General features: G+C 72.6%; 15 protein-coding genes and 1 pseudogene. 6 read left to right on the forward strand and 10 right to left on the reverse strand.

The window, feature by feature from the left end; all coding sequences use genetic code 11:
• On the forward strand, positions 1-593 hold a 593-nt coding region (locus tag ACZ47G_RS28185), incomplete at its 5' end, for an IS5 family transposase (protein ID WP_465747330.1).
• Between the two features lie 19 nt (positions 594-612).
• On the opposite strand, the gene ACZ47G_RS28190 is transcribed toward ACZ47G_RS28185, so the two are convergent.
• The 7 genes and pseudogenes from ACZ47G_RS28190 to cobU form a co-directional block, all read right to left on the reverse strand.
• The gene (locus ACZ47G_RS28190) at positions 613-1,128 is read right to left on the reverse strand and encodes a DUF4240 domain-containing protein (protein WP_465747595.1); all 516 of its coding nucleotides are present in this window, start codon (positions 1,126-1,128) and stop codon (positions 613-615) included.
• A gap of 138 nt (positions 1,129-1,266) precedes the next feature.
• Positions 1,267-3,009, reverse strand: a complete 1,743-nt coding sequence (gene sucB / locus ACZ47G_RS28195) for a 2-oxoglutarate dehydrogenase, E2 component, dihydrolipoamide succinyltransferase (RefSeq protein ID WP_465747332.1) — start codon at positions 3,007-3,009, stop codon at positions 1,267-1,269.
• 66 nt (positions 3,010-3,075) lie between these two features.
• Positions 3,076-4,464, reverse strand: a complete 1,389-nt coding sequence (lpdA, locus tag ACZ47G_RS28200; RefSeq protein WP_350515875.1) for a dihydrolipoyl dehydrogenase — start codon at positions 4,462-4,464, stop codon at positions 3,076-3,078.
• A 405-nt stretch (positions 4,465-4,869) separates the two neighbouring features.
• The gene (locus ACZ47G_RS28205) at positions 4,870-6,375 is read right to left on the reverse strand and encodes a leucyl aminopeptidase (protein ID WP_465747334.1); all 1,506 of its coding nucleotides are present in this window, start codon (positions 6,373-6,375) and stop codon (positions 4,870-4,872) included.
• Positions 6,376-6,631: 256 nt separating this feature from the next.
• Complete coding sequence (locus ACZ47G_RS28210) at positions 6,632-7,423, reverse strand: adenosylcobinamide-GDP ribazoletransferase (protein WP_465747336.1); 792 nt, start codon at positions 7,421-7,423, stop codon at positions 6,632-6,634.
• A 175-nt stretch (positions 7,424-7,598) separates the two neighbouring features.
• Complete coding sequence (locus tag ACZ47G_RS28215; RefSeq protein ID WP_465747338.1) at positions 7,599-8,714, reverse strand: nicotinate-nucleotide--dimethylbenzimidazole phosphoribosyltransferase; 1,116 nt, start codon at positions 8,712-8,714, stop codon at positions 7,599-7,601.
• A gap of 11 nt (positions 8,715-8,725) precedes the next feature.
• A pseudogene (cobU, locus tag ACZ47G_RS28220) lies at positions 8,726-9,319 on the reverse strand (bifunctional adenosylcobinamide kinase/adenosylcobinamide-phosphate guanylyltransferase); the annotation flags it as partial.
• A 98-nt stretch (positions 9,320-9,417) separates the two neighbouring features.
• Here cobU and ACZ47G_RS28225 point away from each other — a divergent pair.
• Complete coding sequence (locus ACZ47G_RS28225) at positions 9,418-9,618, forward strand: hypothetical protein (RefSeq protein WP_380463789.1); 201 nt, start codon at positions 9,418-9,420, stop codon at positions 9,616-9,618.
• Positions 9,619-9,622: 4 nt separating this feature from the next.
• On the opposite strand, the gene ACZ47G_RS28230 is transcribed toward ACZ47G_RS28225, so the two are convergent.
• Positions 9,623-10,363: a class I SAM-dependent methyltransferase gene (locus ACZ47G_RS28230; RefSeq protein ID WP_380463796.1), complete on the reverse strand. Its 741-nt coding sequence runs from the start codon at positions 10,361-10,363 to the stop codon at positions 9,623-9,625.
• 179 nt (positions 10,364-10,542) lie between these two features.
• The gene (locus tag ACZ47G_RS28235; protein WP_465747340.1) at positions 10,543-11,142 is read right to left on the reverse strand and encodes a DUF3043 domain-containing protein; all 600 of its coding nucleotides are present in this window, start codon (positions 11,140-11,142) and stop codon (positions 10,543-10,545) included.
• A 316-nt stretch (positions 11,143-11,458) separates the two neighbouring features.
• Here ACZ47G_RS28235 and ACZ47G_RS28240 point away from each other — a divergent pair, with 316 nt between their 5' ends.
• Both ACZ47G_RS28240 and pspAA read left to right on the forward strand, forming a co-directional pair.
• Positions 11,459-12,253, forward strand: a complete 795-nt coding sequence (locus ACZ47G_RS28240; protein WP_380463785.1) for a PspA/IM30 family protein — start codon at positions 11,459-11,461, stop codon at positions 12,251-12,253.
• Positions 12,254-12,287: 34 nt separating this feature from the next.
• On the forward strand, positions 12,288-12,587 hold the full coding sequence (gene pspAA / locus ACZ47G_RS28245; RefSeq protein WP_465747342.1) for a PspA-associated protein PspAA: 300 nt from the start codon (positions 12,288-12,290) through the stop codon (positions 12,585-12,587).
• A gap of 271 nt (positions 12,588-12,858) precedes the next feature.
• On the opposite strand, the gene nadA is transcribed toward pspAA, so the two are convergent.
• Positions 12,859-14,043, reverse strand: coding sequence for a quinolinate synthase NadA (nadA, locus tag ACZ47G_RS28250; RefSeq protein ID WP_380463130.1), 1,185 nt, complete (start codon positions 14,041-14,043; stop codon positions 12,859-12,861).
• 221 nt (positions 14,044-14,264) lie between these two features.
• On the opposite strand from nadA, the gene ACZ47G_RS28255 reads away from it, so the two are divergent.
• Both ACZ47G_RS28255 and ACZ47G_RS28260 read left to right on the forward strand, forming a co-directional pair.
• Positions 14,265-15,188 (forward strand): NADP-dependent oxidoreductase, encoded by a 924-nt coding sequence (locus ACZ47G_RS28255; protein WP_465747345.1) that lies wholly within the window; start codon positions 14,265-14,267, stop codon positions 15,186-15,188.
• A 219-nt stretch (positions 15,189-15,407) separates the two neighbouring features.
• A complete protein-coding gene (locus ACZ47G_RS28260) occupies positions 15,408-15,872 on the forward strand; it encodes an Lrp/AsnC family transcriptional regulator (RefSeq protein WP_465747347.1) in 465 nt (154 codons plus the stop codon).
• Positions 15,873-16,040: the final 168 nt, after the last annotated feature.

Here is a 16,040-nt window from a genome sequence, read left to right on the forward strand (position 1 = left end):
AAGGGGGCGGCCCGCAGGAACAAGACGGGCAGGACGACCCGGGACGGGAAGAACGGCGACGCGTCCGACGCCGCCGCAGGCTCCGTTTGAAAGCCGCCCTGCTCGGACGCTCCAGAGGCGGGCAGACCAGCAAGGTCCACGTCGCCGGGGAGCGCAGGTGCCGCCCCGTGGCGTTCGTCCTGACCGAGGGCCAGGCCGCCGACAGCCCGCAGTTCATCACCGTGCTGCGGAAAGTCCGGGTCCCCGGACCGGTCGGACGCCCTCGCACCCGGCCCGACGCGGTCGCCGGGGACAAAGCCTACTCATCCCGGGGCAACCGCAACCACCTGCGCAAACGCCACATCAAGGCCGTCATTCCAGAGAAGATCGACCAGGCCGCCAACCGCAGGAAGAAGGGCAGCAAGGGCGGCAGGCCCGTCAGCCACGACGCCGAACTCTACAAAGACCGGAACACCGTCGAGCGCCTGATCAACAAGCTGAAGGCCTGGCGAGGCATCGCCACACGCTATGACAAGACCCCGGAGAGCTACCTCGCCGGCCTCCACCTTCGTGGCGCGATGATCTGGATCAAGGACCTCACCAGAGCCGCTTGATCACGACCAAATACGCACCCTAGTCCCCGTAGCGCTCCCAGAGCTTGGGGAAGCGTTTCGCCATGACGTCCGGGTCGTCGAAGTCCAGCGTCGCCCCGGCCGGCCGCCCCGCCTGCCGCCCGCCCACGTCGGGCAGCGGCAGGCCGGTCAGCTGCTCGTACGCCTCGTCGGCGGCGTAGCCGAGGTCCTCGGCCTCGCCGTCCTCCTCCTCGTCGAACTCGGGCAAGAGGTCCGCCAGGTCGTCCGGCTCGACCAGCCCGCCCTCGAAGATCTCCCGGCCCTGGCCGATCAGCCAGCAGCGGAAGTAGTCGAAGGTGTCCTCGGAGGCGCCGTCCAGCAGCAGGTGGGCGGCGCCCCACAGGTCGTAGCGGTAGGCGCGCTGGAACCGGGCCTCGAACAGCCGGGCGAAGTCGATCACGTCGTCGGGGGTCAGCTGGACGAGGCGCTCCACCAGCCGCTCGGCCTGTTCGTCGGGATCGCCGTCGGCGGCCTCCCAGGTGTCGTCGATGATCTGCCAGAAGTCGGTCTCGTCCATCACGGCTCAAGCATCCCTGTTCCGTCGTCTCCACGCATGCCATGACCCGGCGGATTCCGCATCCCGGGAATACGCCGGAGCCCCGCGCCGTCCGGGAACGACACGGGGCTCCGTACGACCGCGGTGCGGCCGTGCGCCTTACAGGCCGAGCTCGACCTCGAACTCGCCGGCCTCCAGGATCTCCTTGACCGCGACCAGGTAGCGGGCGGCGTCGGCGCCGTCCACCAGGCGGTGGTCGTAGGAGAGCGAGAGGTAGGTCATGTCACGGATGCCGATGGCGGTGCCGCCGTCGGCCTCGATGACGACCGGGCGCTTGACGGTGGCGCCGATGCCCAGGATGGCGGCCTGGTTCGGCGGCACGATCACGGTGTCGAACAGCGCACCGCGCGAGCCGGTGTTGCTGATGGTGAAGGTGGCGCCGGACAGCTCGTCCGGGGTGATCTTGCTGTCGCGGACCTTGGCGGCCAGCTCGGCGGTCTTCTTCGAGATGCCGGCGATGTTGAGGTCGCCCGCACCCTTGATGACCGGGGTCATCAGACCCTTCTCGGAGTCCACCGCGATACCGATGTTCTCGGTGTCGAAGTAGGTGATGGTGCCCTCGGCGTCGTTGATCCGCGCGTTGACGACCGCGTGGACCTTCAGGGCCTGGGCGGCGGCCTTCACGAAGAACGGCATCGGGGAGAGCTTGACGCCCTCGCGGGCGAGGAAGCCCTCCTTGGCCTTGGCGCGCAGCGACATGATCTTGGTGACGTCCACCTCGACCACGCTGGTCAGCTGGGCCTGCTCGTGCAGCGCCTTCATCATGTTGTCGCCGATGACCTTGCGCATGCGGGTCATCTTGACCGTCTGGCCACGCAGGGCGGACGGCGCGACGGCGGCGGCCTTCGGCGCAGCGGCCGGGGCGGCGGCGACCGGGGCCGGAGCGGCCTTGGCGGCCTCCGCGGCGGCGATGACGTCCTGCTTGCGGATGCGGCCGCCGACGCCGGTGCCGGCGACGGAGGCCAGCTCCACGCCGTGCTCGGCGGCGAGCTTGCGCACCAGCGGGGTGACGTAGGCGTCACCGGCGTCGGCCACCGGAGCGGCCGGGGCCGGAGCCGCAACCGGAGCCGGGGCGGCAGCCGGAGCCGGAGCAGCGGCGGGGGCCGGGGCGGCAACGGGCGCCGGGGCGGCAACCGGAGCCGGAGCAGCGGCGGCCGGGGCCGGAGCCGGGGCAACCGGAGCGGCCGGGGCCGGGGCGGCGGCCGGGGCCGGGGCAGCGACGGGAGCCGGGGCGGCAGCCGGAGCCGGAGCGGCAGCGGCGGCACCCGGGGCACCGATCAGCGCGAGCTGGGCGCCGACCTCGGCGGTCTCGTCCTCGCCGACCAGGATCTTGACGACGACGCCGGCGACCGGCGACGGGATCTCGGTGTCGACCTTGTCGGTGGAGACCTCGAGCAGCGGCTCGTCGACCTCGACCGTCTCACCCTCGGCCTTCAGCCAGCGGGTGACGGTGCCCTCGGTGACCGACTCGCCCAGGGCGGGCAGCAGCACCGGGGTGGCGTCGGCGGCCGGAGCGGCGGCCGGGGCGGCAGCCGGAGCAGCCGGGGCCTCGGCGGCCGGAGCCGGAGCGGCGACCGGGGCCGGAGCGGCGACCGGGGCGCCGGTGCCGTCGTCGATGATCGCCAGCTCGGCGCCGACCTCGACGGTCTCGTCCTCGCCGACCTTGATCGAGGAGAGGATGCCGGAAGCCGGGGCCGGGATCTCGGTGTCGACCTTGTCGGTCGACACCTCGAGCAGCGGCTCGTCGACCTCGACACGCTCACCCTCGGCCTTCAGCCAACGGGTGACGGTGCCCTCGGAAACGCTCTCGCCCAGCGCGGGCAGTGTTACTGAGACCGCCATGGTTTCAGCGACTCCTATCAAGTCTTGCGTACGGGAAGTACTGGAAACGGGGGGTGGTGGGCGCGATCAGTCGTGCGCGTGCAGCGGCTTGCCGGCCAGCGCCAGGTGCGCCTCGCCCAGGGCCTCGGACTGGGTCGGGTGCGCGTGGATGAGCTGCGCGACCTCGGCCGGCAGGGCCTCCCAGTTGTAGATCAGCTGGGCTTCGCCGACCTGCTCGCCCATGCGGGCGCCGACCATGTGGACGCCGACCACGGCGCCGTCCTTGACCTGGACGAGCTTGATCTCGCCGGCGGTCTTCAGGATCTTGCTCTTGCCGTTGCCGGCCAGGTTGTACTTCAGGGTGACGACCTTCTCCTTGCCGTACAGCTCGACGGCCTTGGCCTCGGAGATGCCGACGGAGGCGACCTCCGGGTTGGAGTAGGTCACGCGCGGGACGCCGTCGTAGTCGATCGGCATCGGCTTGAGGCCGGCCAGGCGCTCGGCGACCAGGATGCCCTCGGCGAAGCCGACGTGGGCGAGCTGCAGGGTCGGGGCGAGGTCGCCGACGGCCGAGATGGTGGGCACGTTGGTGCGCATGTACTCGTCGACCAGGACGTAGCCGCGGTCCATCGCGACGCCGTTCTCCTCGTAGCCGAGGCCGGCCGAGACCGGGCCGCGGCCGATGGCGACGAGCAGCAGGTCGGCGTCGATCTGCTTGCCGTTCTCGGTGGAGACGCGGACACCGGACTCGGTGTACTCGACGCCCGAGAAGCGGGCCTTCAGCTCGAACTTGATGCCGCGCTTGCGGAAGGCGCGCTCCAGCAGCTTGGAGGAGTTCTCGTCCTCCAGCGGGACGAGGTGCGGCAGCGCCTCGACGATGGTGACCTCGACGCCGAAGGACTTCCAGACCGAGGCGAACTCGACGCCGATGACGCCGCCGCCGAGGATGACGACCGACTTCGGGATCCGGTCGAGCTTGAGGGCGTGGTCGGAGGAGATCACGCGGTTGCCGTCGATCTCCAGGCCCGGGATCGAGCGCGGCACCGAACCGGTGGCGAGGACGATGTGGCGGCCCTCGATGCGCTGGCCGTTCACGTCCACGGAGGTCTGCGAGGAGAGCTTGCCCGCGCCCTGGATGAAGGTGACCTTGCGGGACGCCACCAGGCCCTGCAGGCCCTTGTACAGGCCGGCGATGACGTCGTCCTTGTACTTGTGGACGCCGTTGATGTCGATGCCCTGGAAGGTGGCCAGAACGCCGAACTCGGCGGCCTCCTTCGTCTCGTCCGCGATCTCGGCGGCGTGCAGCAGAGCCTTGGTCGGGATGCAGCCGCGGTGCAGGCAGGTGCCGCCCAGCTCACCCTTCTCGACCAGGGCAACGCTCAGACCCAGCTGAGCGGCGCGGAGCGCCGCGGCGTAACCGCCGCTTCCGCCTCCGAGAATGACTACGTCGAAAACGGTGCTGGCGTCGTTCGCCACGTCACGTCCTCCATGCAATGGGGTGGGTCGCCGGGCCGGTCGCGGTCCGGTGGGTCGGAAGCCTTTGTGGGGCGCCCAGTCGTGCCGGAAATACATCTTCGCACTTGTTCGCGGTGGCTGATGTCCGGGTCCACCCCAGGGGAGTCCCACGGAGTGGTCACCGGGGCGGGAATGCCCCCGACGGAAGGGCATCATCGCAGCTCAAGGCCTTGTTGACAGCCGCCGGACGGGCGTCTTCCGCGCGCTTCGCAGCCACCTCTTCCGCAGTGCGGAACAAAGTTTCGCCCGTGGCGAACAAGGGTGCGGTGGGGCGTCCCGGGCTACTCGCAGGTAACCCGTGCGGAAACGCCGACGGGGGCCCGGCGCACTCGCGCCGGGCCCCCGTCGAGGCCGGGACCTGGAGGATCAGGCCTTGCCGTTGGCCGCGGTCTGCTCCGCGAAGCGGACCAGGGTGCGCACCGCGCTCGCGGTGCCGCCCTTCGGGGTGTAGCCGAACGGCGCGCTCTCGTGGAACGCCGGACCGGCGATGTCCAGGTGCGCCCAGTCGATGCCCTCGGCCACGAACTCCTGCAGGAACAGGCCGGCCACCAGGCCGCCGCCCATCCGCTCGCCCATGTTCGCCAGGTCGGCGATGGTCGAGTCGGTCATGCCCTTCTTCAGGTCGGCCGGCAGCGGCATCGGCCAGGACTGCTCGCCGACCTCGCCCGCGAGGGCGTGCAGGTTGGAGCGCAGCTCGTCGTTGTTGGCCATCACACCGAAGGTGCGGGTGCCCAGGGCCAGCACCATGGCGCCGGTCAGGGTGGCCACGTCGACGATGACGTCCGGGTTGTCCTCGCCGGCCTTGACGATCGCGTCGGCCAGCACCAGACGGCCCTCGGCGTCGGTGTTCAGGACCTCGACGGTCTTGCCGCCGTACATGCGCAGCACGTCGCCCGGGCGGGTGGCGGTGCCGGAGGGCATGTTCTCGGCCAGCGCGAGCCAGGCGGTCACGTTGACGGCCAGGCCCAGGCGCTTGGCGGCCACCACGGCGGCGAACACGGCGGCGGCGCCGGCCATGTCGCACTTCATGGTCTCGTTGTGGCCGGCCGGCTTCAGCGAGATGCCGCCCGAGTCGTAGGTGATGCCCTTGCCGATGAAGGCCAGCGAGGCCTTCGCCTTCGGGTGGGTGTAGGCCACCTTCACCAGCCGCGGCGGGTTGGTCGAGCCGTTGCCGACGCCCAGCAGGCCGCCGTAGCCGCCCTTGGTCAGCGCCTTCTCGTCCAGCACCTCGACCTTGAGGCCGTGCTCCTTGCCGGCCGCCTGGGCGATCGCGGCGAAGCTCTTCGGGTTCAGGTCGTTCGGCGCGGTGTTGACCAGGTCGCGGGCGCGGTTCATCTCCTCGCCGATCGCGGTGGCCCGCTCCACGGCGGCCTTGGCGTCCTTGCTGCCCTTGCGGGCGGTCAGCACGACCAGCTCGCCGACCGGCTCCTTGCCGTTGCCGTTGCCCTTGTAGGCGCCGAAGGCGTACGAGCCGAGCAGGCCGCCCAGCGCGACCGCCTCGACCTCCTCCGCGGACTCGGCCGGCAGGGCCAGCGCGGCCTTCTTGGTACCGGCCAGGGTGCGGGCGGCGACACCGGCGGCGCGGCGCAGCGCCTCCAGGCCGTAACCGCCCTCGGCCGCCTCGCCGAGGCCGACCGCGAGCACGAGCGCGGCCTTCAGGCCGGCGGGGGAGGCCACCTTGACGGCCTCGCCCTCGGCGCCGGTCGCGCCCAGGGTGCCGAGGATCTCGGCCAGCTTGCCCTCGAACGCCTCGTTCACGGCCTCGGCACCAGGGGTCAGCACGATCCCCTTGGGGCCCTTCGCGAGACCGACCACCAGGGCGTCCGCACGCAGCGAGGCGGCGGAGGAGGTGCTCACAGACAATGCAGTCACGTAATGCGTCCTGTTCTTTCGCGGTCCACGGCCGGTCGCGGCGTGACTGCCGAACCGGCGCAGCCCGACGTGCAGGGCCGTCCGCCGGCGGCCCCTGGATTCCGGGCCCCCTGGTGCGCGCGTCCGTCGGAGCGGCCGCGCACGCCAGAGGCCCCGGCTCCTCGGTGCGCGCCGGGCGGGCAGGACCTGCCACGGTGCAGGGCTGCGGTGCTCCACGCATGGTAGTCCGCATGGTGGGATCACGCGCCGCCCGGTGTCAGCCGAGCAACGCCAGGGCGAACAGCGTCCCGGTCGCGGCGGTCTCGGCCATCGCGCCGAGCACGTCCCCGGTGATTCCGCCGAACCGGCGGACACAGCGCCCCAGCAGCAGCCGGGCACCGGCCACCCCGAGCACAACGGCCAGCGGGAGACGGGCTGCTGACCATCCGTCGAACGATCCGGCAGCGGCCAGGAGCAGGACGGCGACGAGCGTCCCGGCGACGGCCCCGGCGGGTGCGACGGTGCCCGCCACCATCGCCCCCAGCCCGCCCGGCCGGGCGGCCGGCACCGACCGCAGACAGCCCCAGGCGAGCGCGCACCGCGCGGCCACCGCCGAGGCGAGTACGGCGAGCGCGCCGCGCGGCGTCGACTGCCCGAACTGCCCGGCCAGCGCGGCGACCTGGGCCAGCAGGACCAGCAGCAGGGTCAGTACGCCGAACGGGCCGATGTCGGACTGCTTCATGATCCGCAGCGCGTCCTCGGCCGGCTTGCCGCTGCCCAGCCCGTCGGCGACGTCAGCCAGGCCGTCCAGGTGCAGCCCCCGGGTCAGTGCGGCGAGCACCCCCACCGCCGCCACCGCCCCCAGCAGCCCGCCCGCCCGCCAGGCCACCAGCGCGCCCACCGCGGCGGCGATCCCGCCCAGCACCACCCCGACCACCGGAGCCGCCGTCATCGCCCGGCCCGCCGCTTCCCGGTCCCACCGCTCCACCCGCACCCGCAGCACGGACAGCGTCCCGAACGCGAACCGCAGCCCCTCGCCCCACGTCGCCCGCTCACCGCCGCCGGCCACCACGCACTCCTCCACCGCACTCGCCCTGCCCCGACCGAACCCTTGCGCCCCCGACAAACAGAATCCCCGCGCCCCGAAAAGGGACGCGGGGAACTGCGCGAGGCGGAAGGCCACTACTGGCCCGAAGCCCGATCGCCGACCGTCAGCTGACGGAGCGTCCGGACACCCGCCCCTGCTACAGCTTCCTGAGCAGATCCGCCGCCGACGGCAGCTTCGGCTGCTCCTTCGGCACCGACGGCACGAACGGCCTCGGCGCCTCCTCGGCGAGCGCGTCGCCCGCCGCCTGGAGCAGCGGCAGCGCGAGCACCGCGCCGACGCCCTCGCCCACGGTGACGCCCTGGTCCTGCAGCGGGGTCAGGGTGAGCCGGTCGTACGCCTTCGCCTGGGCCGGCTCGCCGCTGGACTGCCCGGCCCGCCACCACTCCGGCGCCCGGAAGGCGATCCGCTGGGCGACCAGCGCGCAGGCCGAGGAGACCACGCCGTCCAGCACCACCGGCAGCCGTCGGACGGCGGCCTGCAGCAGGAAGCCGGTGATCGCCGCGAAGTCGGCCCCGCCGGTGGCGCCGAGCAGCGCCAACTGGTCGCCGAGCACCGGCCGGGCGCGCCGCAGCGCGTCCCGGATGGTGGCGCACTTGACCATCCACACCCGGTCGTCGATGCCCGAGCCGCGCCCGCAGACCGCGGCCGCGTCCGTCCCGCACAGCGCGCCGACCAGGACGGCGGCCACCGTGGTGGAGCCGACCCCGAGGTCGCCGAGCAGCACCAGGTCGGTGCCGGCGTCGGCCTCCTCGTCGGCCACGGCCATGCCGGCCCGGAAGGCCCGGACGGCCTCCTCCGGGGTGAGGGCGTCCTCGACGTCGATCCGGCCGGAGCCGCGCCGGATCCGGTGGGCGACCACCTCGTCCGGGAAGTTCGCGGGGTCGGTGTCCACCGCGACGTCGACGACCCGCAGTTCGGCGCCGTAGCGGGCGGCCAGCCGGGCCACCGGGGCGCTGCCGTCGAGCACGGCCCGCACCCGGGCCGCGGTGCCGCCGTCGGCGGGCAGCCGGGAGACGCCGAGCGCGGCCACACCGTGGTCGGCGGCGAACAGCAGCACCTTGGGCGCCGAGACCGGCCGCACCGGGGAGCGCCCCTGTACGGACGACAGCCAGCTGCCCAGCTCCTCCAGCTTGCCGAGGCCGCCACGCGGCCGCCCGGCCTCCTGCCAGCGTTCCTCGGCGGCCCGCCGGGCGCTGTCGTCGGGGCGCTCGACGAGCGAGGAGAACGTATCGAGATCCACGGTCGTGTCCATCGTCCGGAAGGCTACACGCCGCGGGTGTGCGGGCTCGGCTTGACCGTCAGAACCTGTCCCGCGACCACCAGCAGGACCCGCTCCGAGGCGTCGGCGACGGCCATGTTGAGCCGGCCGAGGGTGTCGCGGAAGCGCCGCCCGGCGGCGGTCGCCGGGACGACGCCCATGCCGACCTCGTTGCTCACCGCCACGACCGTGCGCGGGGTGCCGGCCCAGGCCGCGGCCAGGGCTTCGCAGCGGTGCTGCACCGCGGCCTCGCCGCCGTCCGCCCAGGTCGCGTCGTCCCAGGCGTCGCTCTCGTCCATCACGGCGGTCAGCCAGAGCGCCAGACAGTCGATCAGCACCGGCGCCGGGTCCTCGGCGTCGGTCAGCACGGCCTCCAGCTCGCAGGTCTCGGCGGTGCGCCAGCTCGCCGGCCGGCGGTCCCGGTGCAGGGCGACCCGCTGGGCCCACTCGGCGTCGCCGTCCCGGGTGCCGCCGGTGGCCACGTACAGGACGTCCGGGTGGCCGGCGAGCAGCTGCTCGGCACGGGTGGACTTGCCGGAGCGCGCGCCGCCGAGCAGCAGCGTGCGGGGGAGCGGGGGGTGGGTCGCCATGCCGCCCATCCTGCCCGACAGGCATACGGAAGATCGGGCCGGGCAGGCTATGGTGCGCAGCACACAGCAGGCAGCACAGCAGGCAGCGTCAGTGGGAGGAGCCGGGCATGGTCTGGACGTGGCGGTACGAGAAGGCGGACGGCAGCGCGGTGACGTCGAGCCTCGGCCAGGAGGAGTTCGCCGGTCAGGGCGACGCCGAGACCTGGATCGGGGAGAGCTGGAAGCAGCTCGCCGAGGAGGGCGTGGACACCGCGGTCCTGCTGGAGGACGGCGCCAAGGTCTACGGGATGAGCCTGCACGAGGGCTGAGCCCCTACTTCGCCCCGATCACGTGCAGCAGCGCCGCGACCTGCCGGTACGGGTCGGTGCGGGCGGCCCGGTCCTCGGCCTCGAGCAACTGCGCCAGCTGCCGCCCGTCCACCGGCGGGGCCGCGTCGTCGGGCGCGTTGTCGGTGAAGACCCGGACGCCGTACCAGTGCCGCAGCGGCACGGACACCTCGGAGAGGGTGACGGTCAGGTCGGCGAGCCGGTCGGCGCGGGCGGCCAGCCCGAGCCGGTTGTAGTACCGGTCGCTCTCGAAGGCGTGCAGGGCGGCCCGCCAGTCCCCGGCGGCGGCGGGCCGCAGCGCGAGCGCGTCGCGGTTGCGGACCAGCAGTGAGAGCAGCCCGCCGGGCGCCAGCAGCCGGGCCAGCGAGGCGATCATCGGGTCCGGGTCGGGCAGGTACATCAGGACGCCGTGGCAGAGCACCACGTCGAAGCTGCGCGGGCCGAACCAGCGCCCGCACTGGTGGCCGTCGCCGCTGAGCAGCTGCAGTCGGCCGCGCACCTCGGGCGGCTCCTCGGCGAGCGCCCCCTGGGCGACGCCGAGGGCGACCGGATCCGAGTCGATCCCGGTGACGTAGTGGCCGGCCCGGGCCAGCCGCAGGGCCTGGGTGCCCTGGCCGCAGCCGATGTCCAGGACGCGCTGGGCGCTCCGGCCGGTCAGCTGCTCGGCGAGCTGCCGGGAGACCAGCTCCTGCCGGACGAAGTTGCGCAGTCCGCCGAGCCGGTCCAGCCAGGCGGCGGTGCCGCCGGCGAAGGAACCGCTGCGCGAGGGCAGCCGGCGCTCCAGGCCGAGCCGGTCATGGCCGCCGTCGCCCTGCCCGGGCAGGGCGCCCCCCTGTCCGGGCAGGGCGTAGAGGCCGGGCCCCTCCCAGGACGGCGGGGCCCAGCCGGAGTCCACCGGTTCGGCGGTCAGGGCTTCTCCCCGCGCCGCACCTGCGGCTTGGGCAGGCGCAGCCGGCGCATCTGCAGGGTGCGCATGATGCCGTAGGCGACGGTGCCGCGGGTGTTCTGCCCGGCGAAGCGCTCGGCGAGCTGCTTGCGCAGGCCGAAGCCGAGGCGGACGAAGTCCAGGACGACGAGCACGAAGAACAGCAGGAACAGCAGCGTGGACAGCAGCTGCAGGGCGGGCACCTTGACGATGCTCAGCACCAGGATGACCACGGCGGCCGGCAGGAAGAACTCGGCCAGCGACCAGCGGGAGTCCACGTAGTCGCGGGCGAACTTGCGCACCGGGCCCTTGTCACGGGTGGGCAGGTGGCGCTCGTCGCCGTCGATCAGCGCCTGGCGCTGCTTCTCGCGCTCGGTGCGCATCCGGTCGCGCGCCTGGCGGGAGGCCTCCTTGCGGTCCTTGGGCACCGTGACCCGGGTGCGCCGGTTGGCCTCGGCCTCGTTGCGCTTGGGGGTGGGGCGGCCCTTCTTGGCCTGCGGGTGGCGGGCCTGGGGCGTCTCGTCCTGCTTCTCCAGCACGGTGGCGGAGGCGGCGGCATCATCTGAACGGCGTCGGAACACACCACCAGCGTACGGGGTGCGGCGGCGCGACCACGGGTCCCCTCGGACCCAAACGCATATCGATCCGTCCGGCCGCGATCCGACCCGGATCTCCCGGGCTCTTCCCGTAGGGGATCAATCGGATGGAGTATGGGGAGGATGAGAGGCGGATCCACCCGGGGGATGAGGATCTGGCACCGGTCGCTGTAGCAGTCTTGTTGCAGGCAGGTGCACTGCGGCGACGGGCTCGCTGCACATACACTCGTCGTGTCTGGTAACGAGATTTAAAACCGCAGGCCGGAGAAGGGGGCACCCGAGGCCCATGAGCGACGGAATCATGAAGCGTATGGGGCTGATCTTCCGCTCCAAGGCGAACAAAGCCTTGGACCGGGCGGAGGATCCCCGTGAGACGCTCGACTACTCCTACCAGAAGCAGCTCGAACTGCTGCAGAAGGTACGGCGTGGCGTCGCGGACGTCGCGACCTCGCGCAAGCGCCTGGAACTCCAGCTGACCCAGCTCCAGCAGCAGTCCGCCAAGTACGAGGACCAGGGCCGCAAGGCGCTGTCCCTCGGCCGGGAGGACCTCGCCCGCGAGGCGCTGACCCGCAAGGCCAACATGCAGTCCCAGATCACCGACCTGGAGACGCAGTACCAGGCCCTGCAGGCCGAGGAGGAGAAGCTCACGCTCGCCTCCCAGCGGCTCCAGGCCAAGGTGGACGCCTTCCGCACCAAGAAGGAGACCATCAAGGCCACCTACACCGCGGCGCAGGCGCAGACCCGCATCGCCGAGTCCTTCTCCGGCATCTCGGAGGAGATGGGCGACGTCGGCCTGGCGATCCAGCGTGCCGAGGACAAGACGGCGCAGATGCAGGCCCGGGCCGGTGCGATCGACGAGCTGCTGGCCTCCGGCGCGCTCGACGACGCCAGCGGTCTCGGCCGCAAGGACGACATCGAGGCCGAGCTGGAGCGGGTGGCCGGCGGTTCCGACGTCGAGCTGGAGCTGGCCCGGATGAAGGCCGAGCTGTCCGGTGGCCCCGCCGCCGGTCCGGCCGCGATCGAGCAGGGCAAGCCGGCCCAGCAGCCGCAGGAGTCGCACCCGCAGGACACCCCGCGCATCAACTACAACAAGTGAGCTGACCGCACCCACGAACCAGGAGAAGCGCAGCATGATCATGAGGGTCATGGGTGAGGGGCAGTTCGAGGTGGGCGAGAACCACCTGAACCTGCTCAACCAGCTCGACGACGAGCTGCTCACCGCGGTGGAGTCGGGCGACGAGGACACCTTCCGCCAGGCCTACGGCAAGCTGCTGGACGCCGTGAAGCAGTACGGCAGCCGGCTGCCGGACGACTCGTTGGAGCCGTCCGAGCTGATCCTGCCGAGCGCCGAGGCGACCCTCGACGAGGTCCGGGCCCTGCTCCTGTCCGAGGGCGAGGGCGTGATCCCGGGGTTCCCCGAGTACGAGTAGCCGCGCGGCCGCTGCCAGACGAAAGGGCGGGCCCCCTCCGATCGGAGGGGGCCCGCCCTTCGCCGTTGTTCGCCCGCTCGCCTCCGGGGCGCTCGGACCCGGTGCCGACGGTCGGCGCTCCCTCGCTCCTGCGTCGCTCCCTCGCGCTTTCCCTTTCGGCACCGGCGCGCCCCTTCGGCTCGGGGCGGGATTCGCCCGCTCGCCCGTCCGCCCGCTCGGGGCGGGATTCGCCCGCTCGCCTCCGGGGCGCCCCGGAGGCGAGCGCTTCGGGTTACGGCAGCGCCAGCATCCGGTCGAGCGCGGCCTTGGCGTACTTCTCGGTCTCCGGGTCGACGCTGATCACGTTCGGCACCCGGCCCTCGACCAGCGACTCCAGTGCCCAGACCAGGTGCGGCAGGTCGATCCGGTTCATGGTCGAGCAGAAGCAGACCGCGCGGTCCAGGAAGACGATCTCCTTGTCCGGGTGCGCCTTGGCCAGGCGGCGGACCAGGTTCAGCTCGGTGCCGATAGCCCACTTGGAGCCGGGCTCGGCGGCGTCCAGGGCCTTGATGATGTACTCGGTCGAGCCGACCATGTCGGCGGCGCTGACGACCTCGTGCTTGCACTCGGGGTGCACCAGGACGGTCACGCCGGGGATCCGCTCGCGGACGTCGTTCACCGAGTCCAGGCTGAACCGGCCGTGCACCGAGCAGTGGCCGCGCCAGAGGATCATCTTGGCGTCCCGCAGCTGCTCGGCGGTCAGGCCGCCGTTCGGCTTGTGCGGGTTGTACAGGACGCAGTCGTCCAGCGAGAGGCCCATGTCCCGCACCGCGGTGTTGCGGCCGAGGTGCTGGTCGGGCAGGAAGAGCACCTTCTGGCCCTGCTCGAAGGCCCACTCCAGGGCGCGCTGGGCGTTGGAGGAGGTGCAGATGGTGCCGCCGTGCTTGCCGGTGAAGGCCTTGATGTCGGCGGAGGAGTTCATGTACGAGACCGGGACGGTCACGTCGGCTATGCCGGCGTCGGTCAGCACGTCCCAGCACTCGGCGACCTGCTCGGCGGTGGCCATGTCGGCCATCGAGCAGCCGGCCGCGAGGTCGGGCAGGACGACCTGCTGGCGGTCGCTGGTGAGGATGTCCGCCGACTCGGCCATGAAGTGCACGCCGCAGAAGACGATGAACTCGGCCTCCGGGCGGGCCGCGGCGTCGCGGGCGAGCTTGAAGGAGTCGCCGGTGACGTCGGCGAACTCGATGACCTCGTCGCGCTGGTAGTGGTGGCCGAGGATGAAGACGCGGTCGCCGAGGGCGGCCTTGGCCGCGCGGGCGCGCTCGACGAGGTCCGGGTCGGAGGCCGGCGGGAGGTCGCCGGGACACTCGACGCCGCGCTCGCTGTTCGGGTCGGCCTCTCGGCCGAGCAGCAGCAGAGCGAGCGGCGTCGGAGTGGGGTCGACGCCGTAGGTCTCGGTGATGGTGGTGGTCACGGGCGGGTGCCCTTCTGTGCGGCCGACCGAGCGGTGGGGCCTTTTCGTCTATCTGACGCTATCTATTCTAACCGGTTAGCGTCAGAGTGACGATGGCCATCCTGTCGATGTGACGAGAACCGCTCGTCGGATCGGGCCCACGGCGGAGCCGGATAGCCGGTTTGGGGCAGTCCGGCCGTGGCCGAATCGATACTTCGAAGCCGCCGGGTATGGCTGAGCCCATGAAAGCAATCGCGATCAACCGCTACGGCGGCCCCGACGTGGTCGAGTACACCGACCTGCCCGACCCCAAGGTCGGGCCCGACTCCGTACTGGTGCAGGTCCGGGCGGCCGGGGTGAACCCGGTGGACTGGAAGGTCCGGGACGGCGCCCTGGACGGCCTGCTGGACGTGCACTTCCCCCTGGTCATGGGCTGGGACGTGGCGGGCGTGGTCCGCGCGGTCGGCGGAGGGGTGACGGAGTTCGCCCCCGGCGACGAGGTGTACGGCTACGTCCGCAAGGACGCCGTCGAGCACGGTACCTACGCCGAACTGGTCTCCGCCCCGGTCCGCACCCTGGCCCGCCGGCCCGCCGCGCTGGACTGGGCGCAGTCCGGCGGCCTGCCGCTGGCCGGGCTCACCGCGCTGCAGAGCCTGAACGCGCTGCGGCTCGCCGAGGGGGAGACCCTGCTGGTGCACGCCGCGGCCGGCGGGGTCGGCCACCTGGCCGTCCAGATCGCCCGGGCCCGCGGCGCCCGGGTGATCGGCACCGCGGGCGAGCGCAACCACGACTACCTGCGCGGCCTCGGCGCCGAACCGGTCACGTACGGCGAGGGTCTGACCGAACGGGTGCGCGAACTCGCCCCGGCGGGCGTGGACGCCGCCCTGGACCTGGTCGGCCACGGCGCCGTCCAGGTCTCGGCGGGCCTGGTGGCCGACCCGGGCCGGATCGCCTCGGTCACCGACTTCGGGGTCAAGGCCCTCGGCGGCCACTACGTCTGGGCCCGTCCGGACGCGGCGGACCTCGCGGAGCTCGCCGCGCTCGCCGACGACGGCCGGCTCACCGTCACCGTCGCCTCGACCTTCCCGCTGGCCCAGGCGGCCTCCGCCCAGGCCCTCAGCGCCGAGGGCCGCACCCGGGGGAAGATCGTGCTGCTCGTGGACTGATGGCCGCCCGCCGGTCATCCGTCGGCGGTGGACTCGTTCAGGTCATCCGCCAGAATGGGTGGCGAACCGTTTCGGCAACGGCAACGGCAACCGGCCACAGCAACCGGCCACAGCAACCGGCCACAGCAACCGGCAACGGCGGCAGCGACCGCGACAGCACCGCCCACCGCCCGGAACGCCCCCTCACCCCCACCGCACGACCCGTGGAGCCCCGCACCGATGACCAGCAGCCGAGCACCCGAGGTGATCGGGGCGGACCTGGACGAGACCGACCGACAGCTCCTCGCCCGCCTCGGCAGCGACGGCCGCGCCTCCTACGCCGAGATCGGTCTCCAGGTGAACCTCTCCGCCACCGCCGTGCGCCGCCGGATCGACCGGCTCCGGGCGCGCGGCGTGGTGCGGGGCTTCACCGTGGTGCTCGACCCGGCCGTGCTCGGCTGGCAGACCGAGGCCTTCGTCGAGGTCTACTGCCGCGAACGCACCGCCCCCGAGGAGATCCTGGCCAGCCTGCGCCAGTTCCCCGAGGTGGTCGCCGCCTGGACGGTCACCGGGGACCCGGACGCCCTGGTGCACCTGCGGGCCGCCGACATGCGCCACCTGGAGGCCGTCATCGAGCGCATCCGGCGCGAGCCCGGCGTCCAGCGCAGCCGCTCCTCGGTGGTGCTTTCCCAGCTGATCGGCTGAGCCCGCGGCGGGCACGCAGGAATCCTGCGCGGACCCGTCCGAAGACGCCCGAAACCTGCCTGACCAGCCGCGTTCCGACGCGCGGCGAAGCACCCGCGCTGCCTACGCTGATCACGTCCGGTCAGCGCGGTGAGGCGTCCTGCCGACCGGATCCCCCCGACACCCACA

It is taken from the genome of Kitasatospora sp. NPDC030952, from assembly GCF_055571335.1.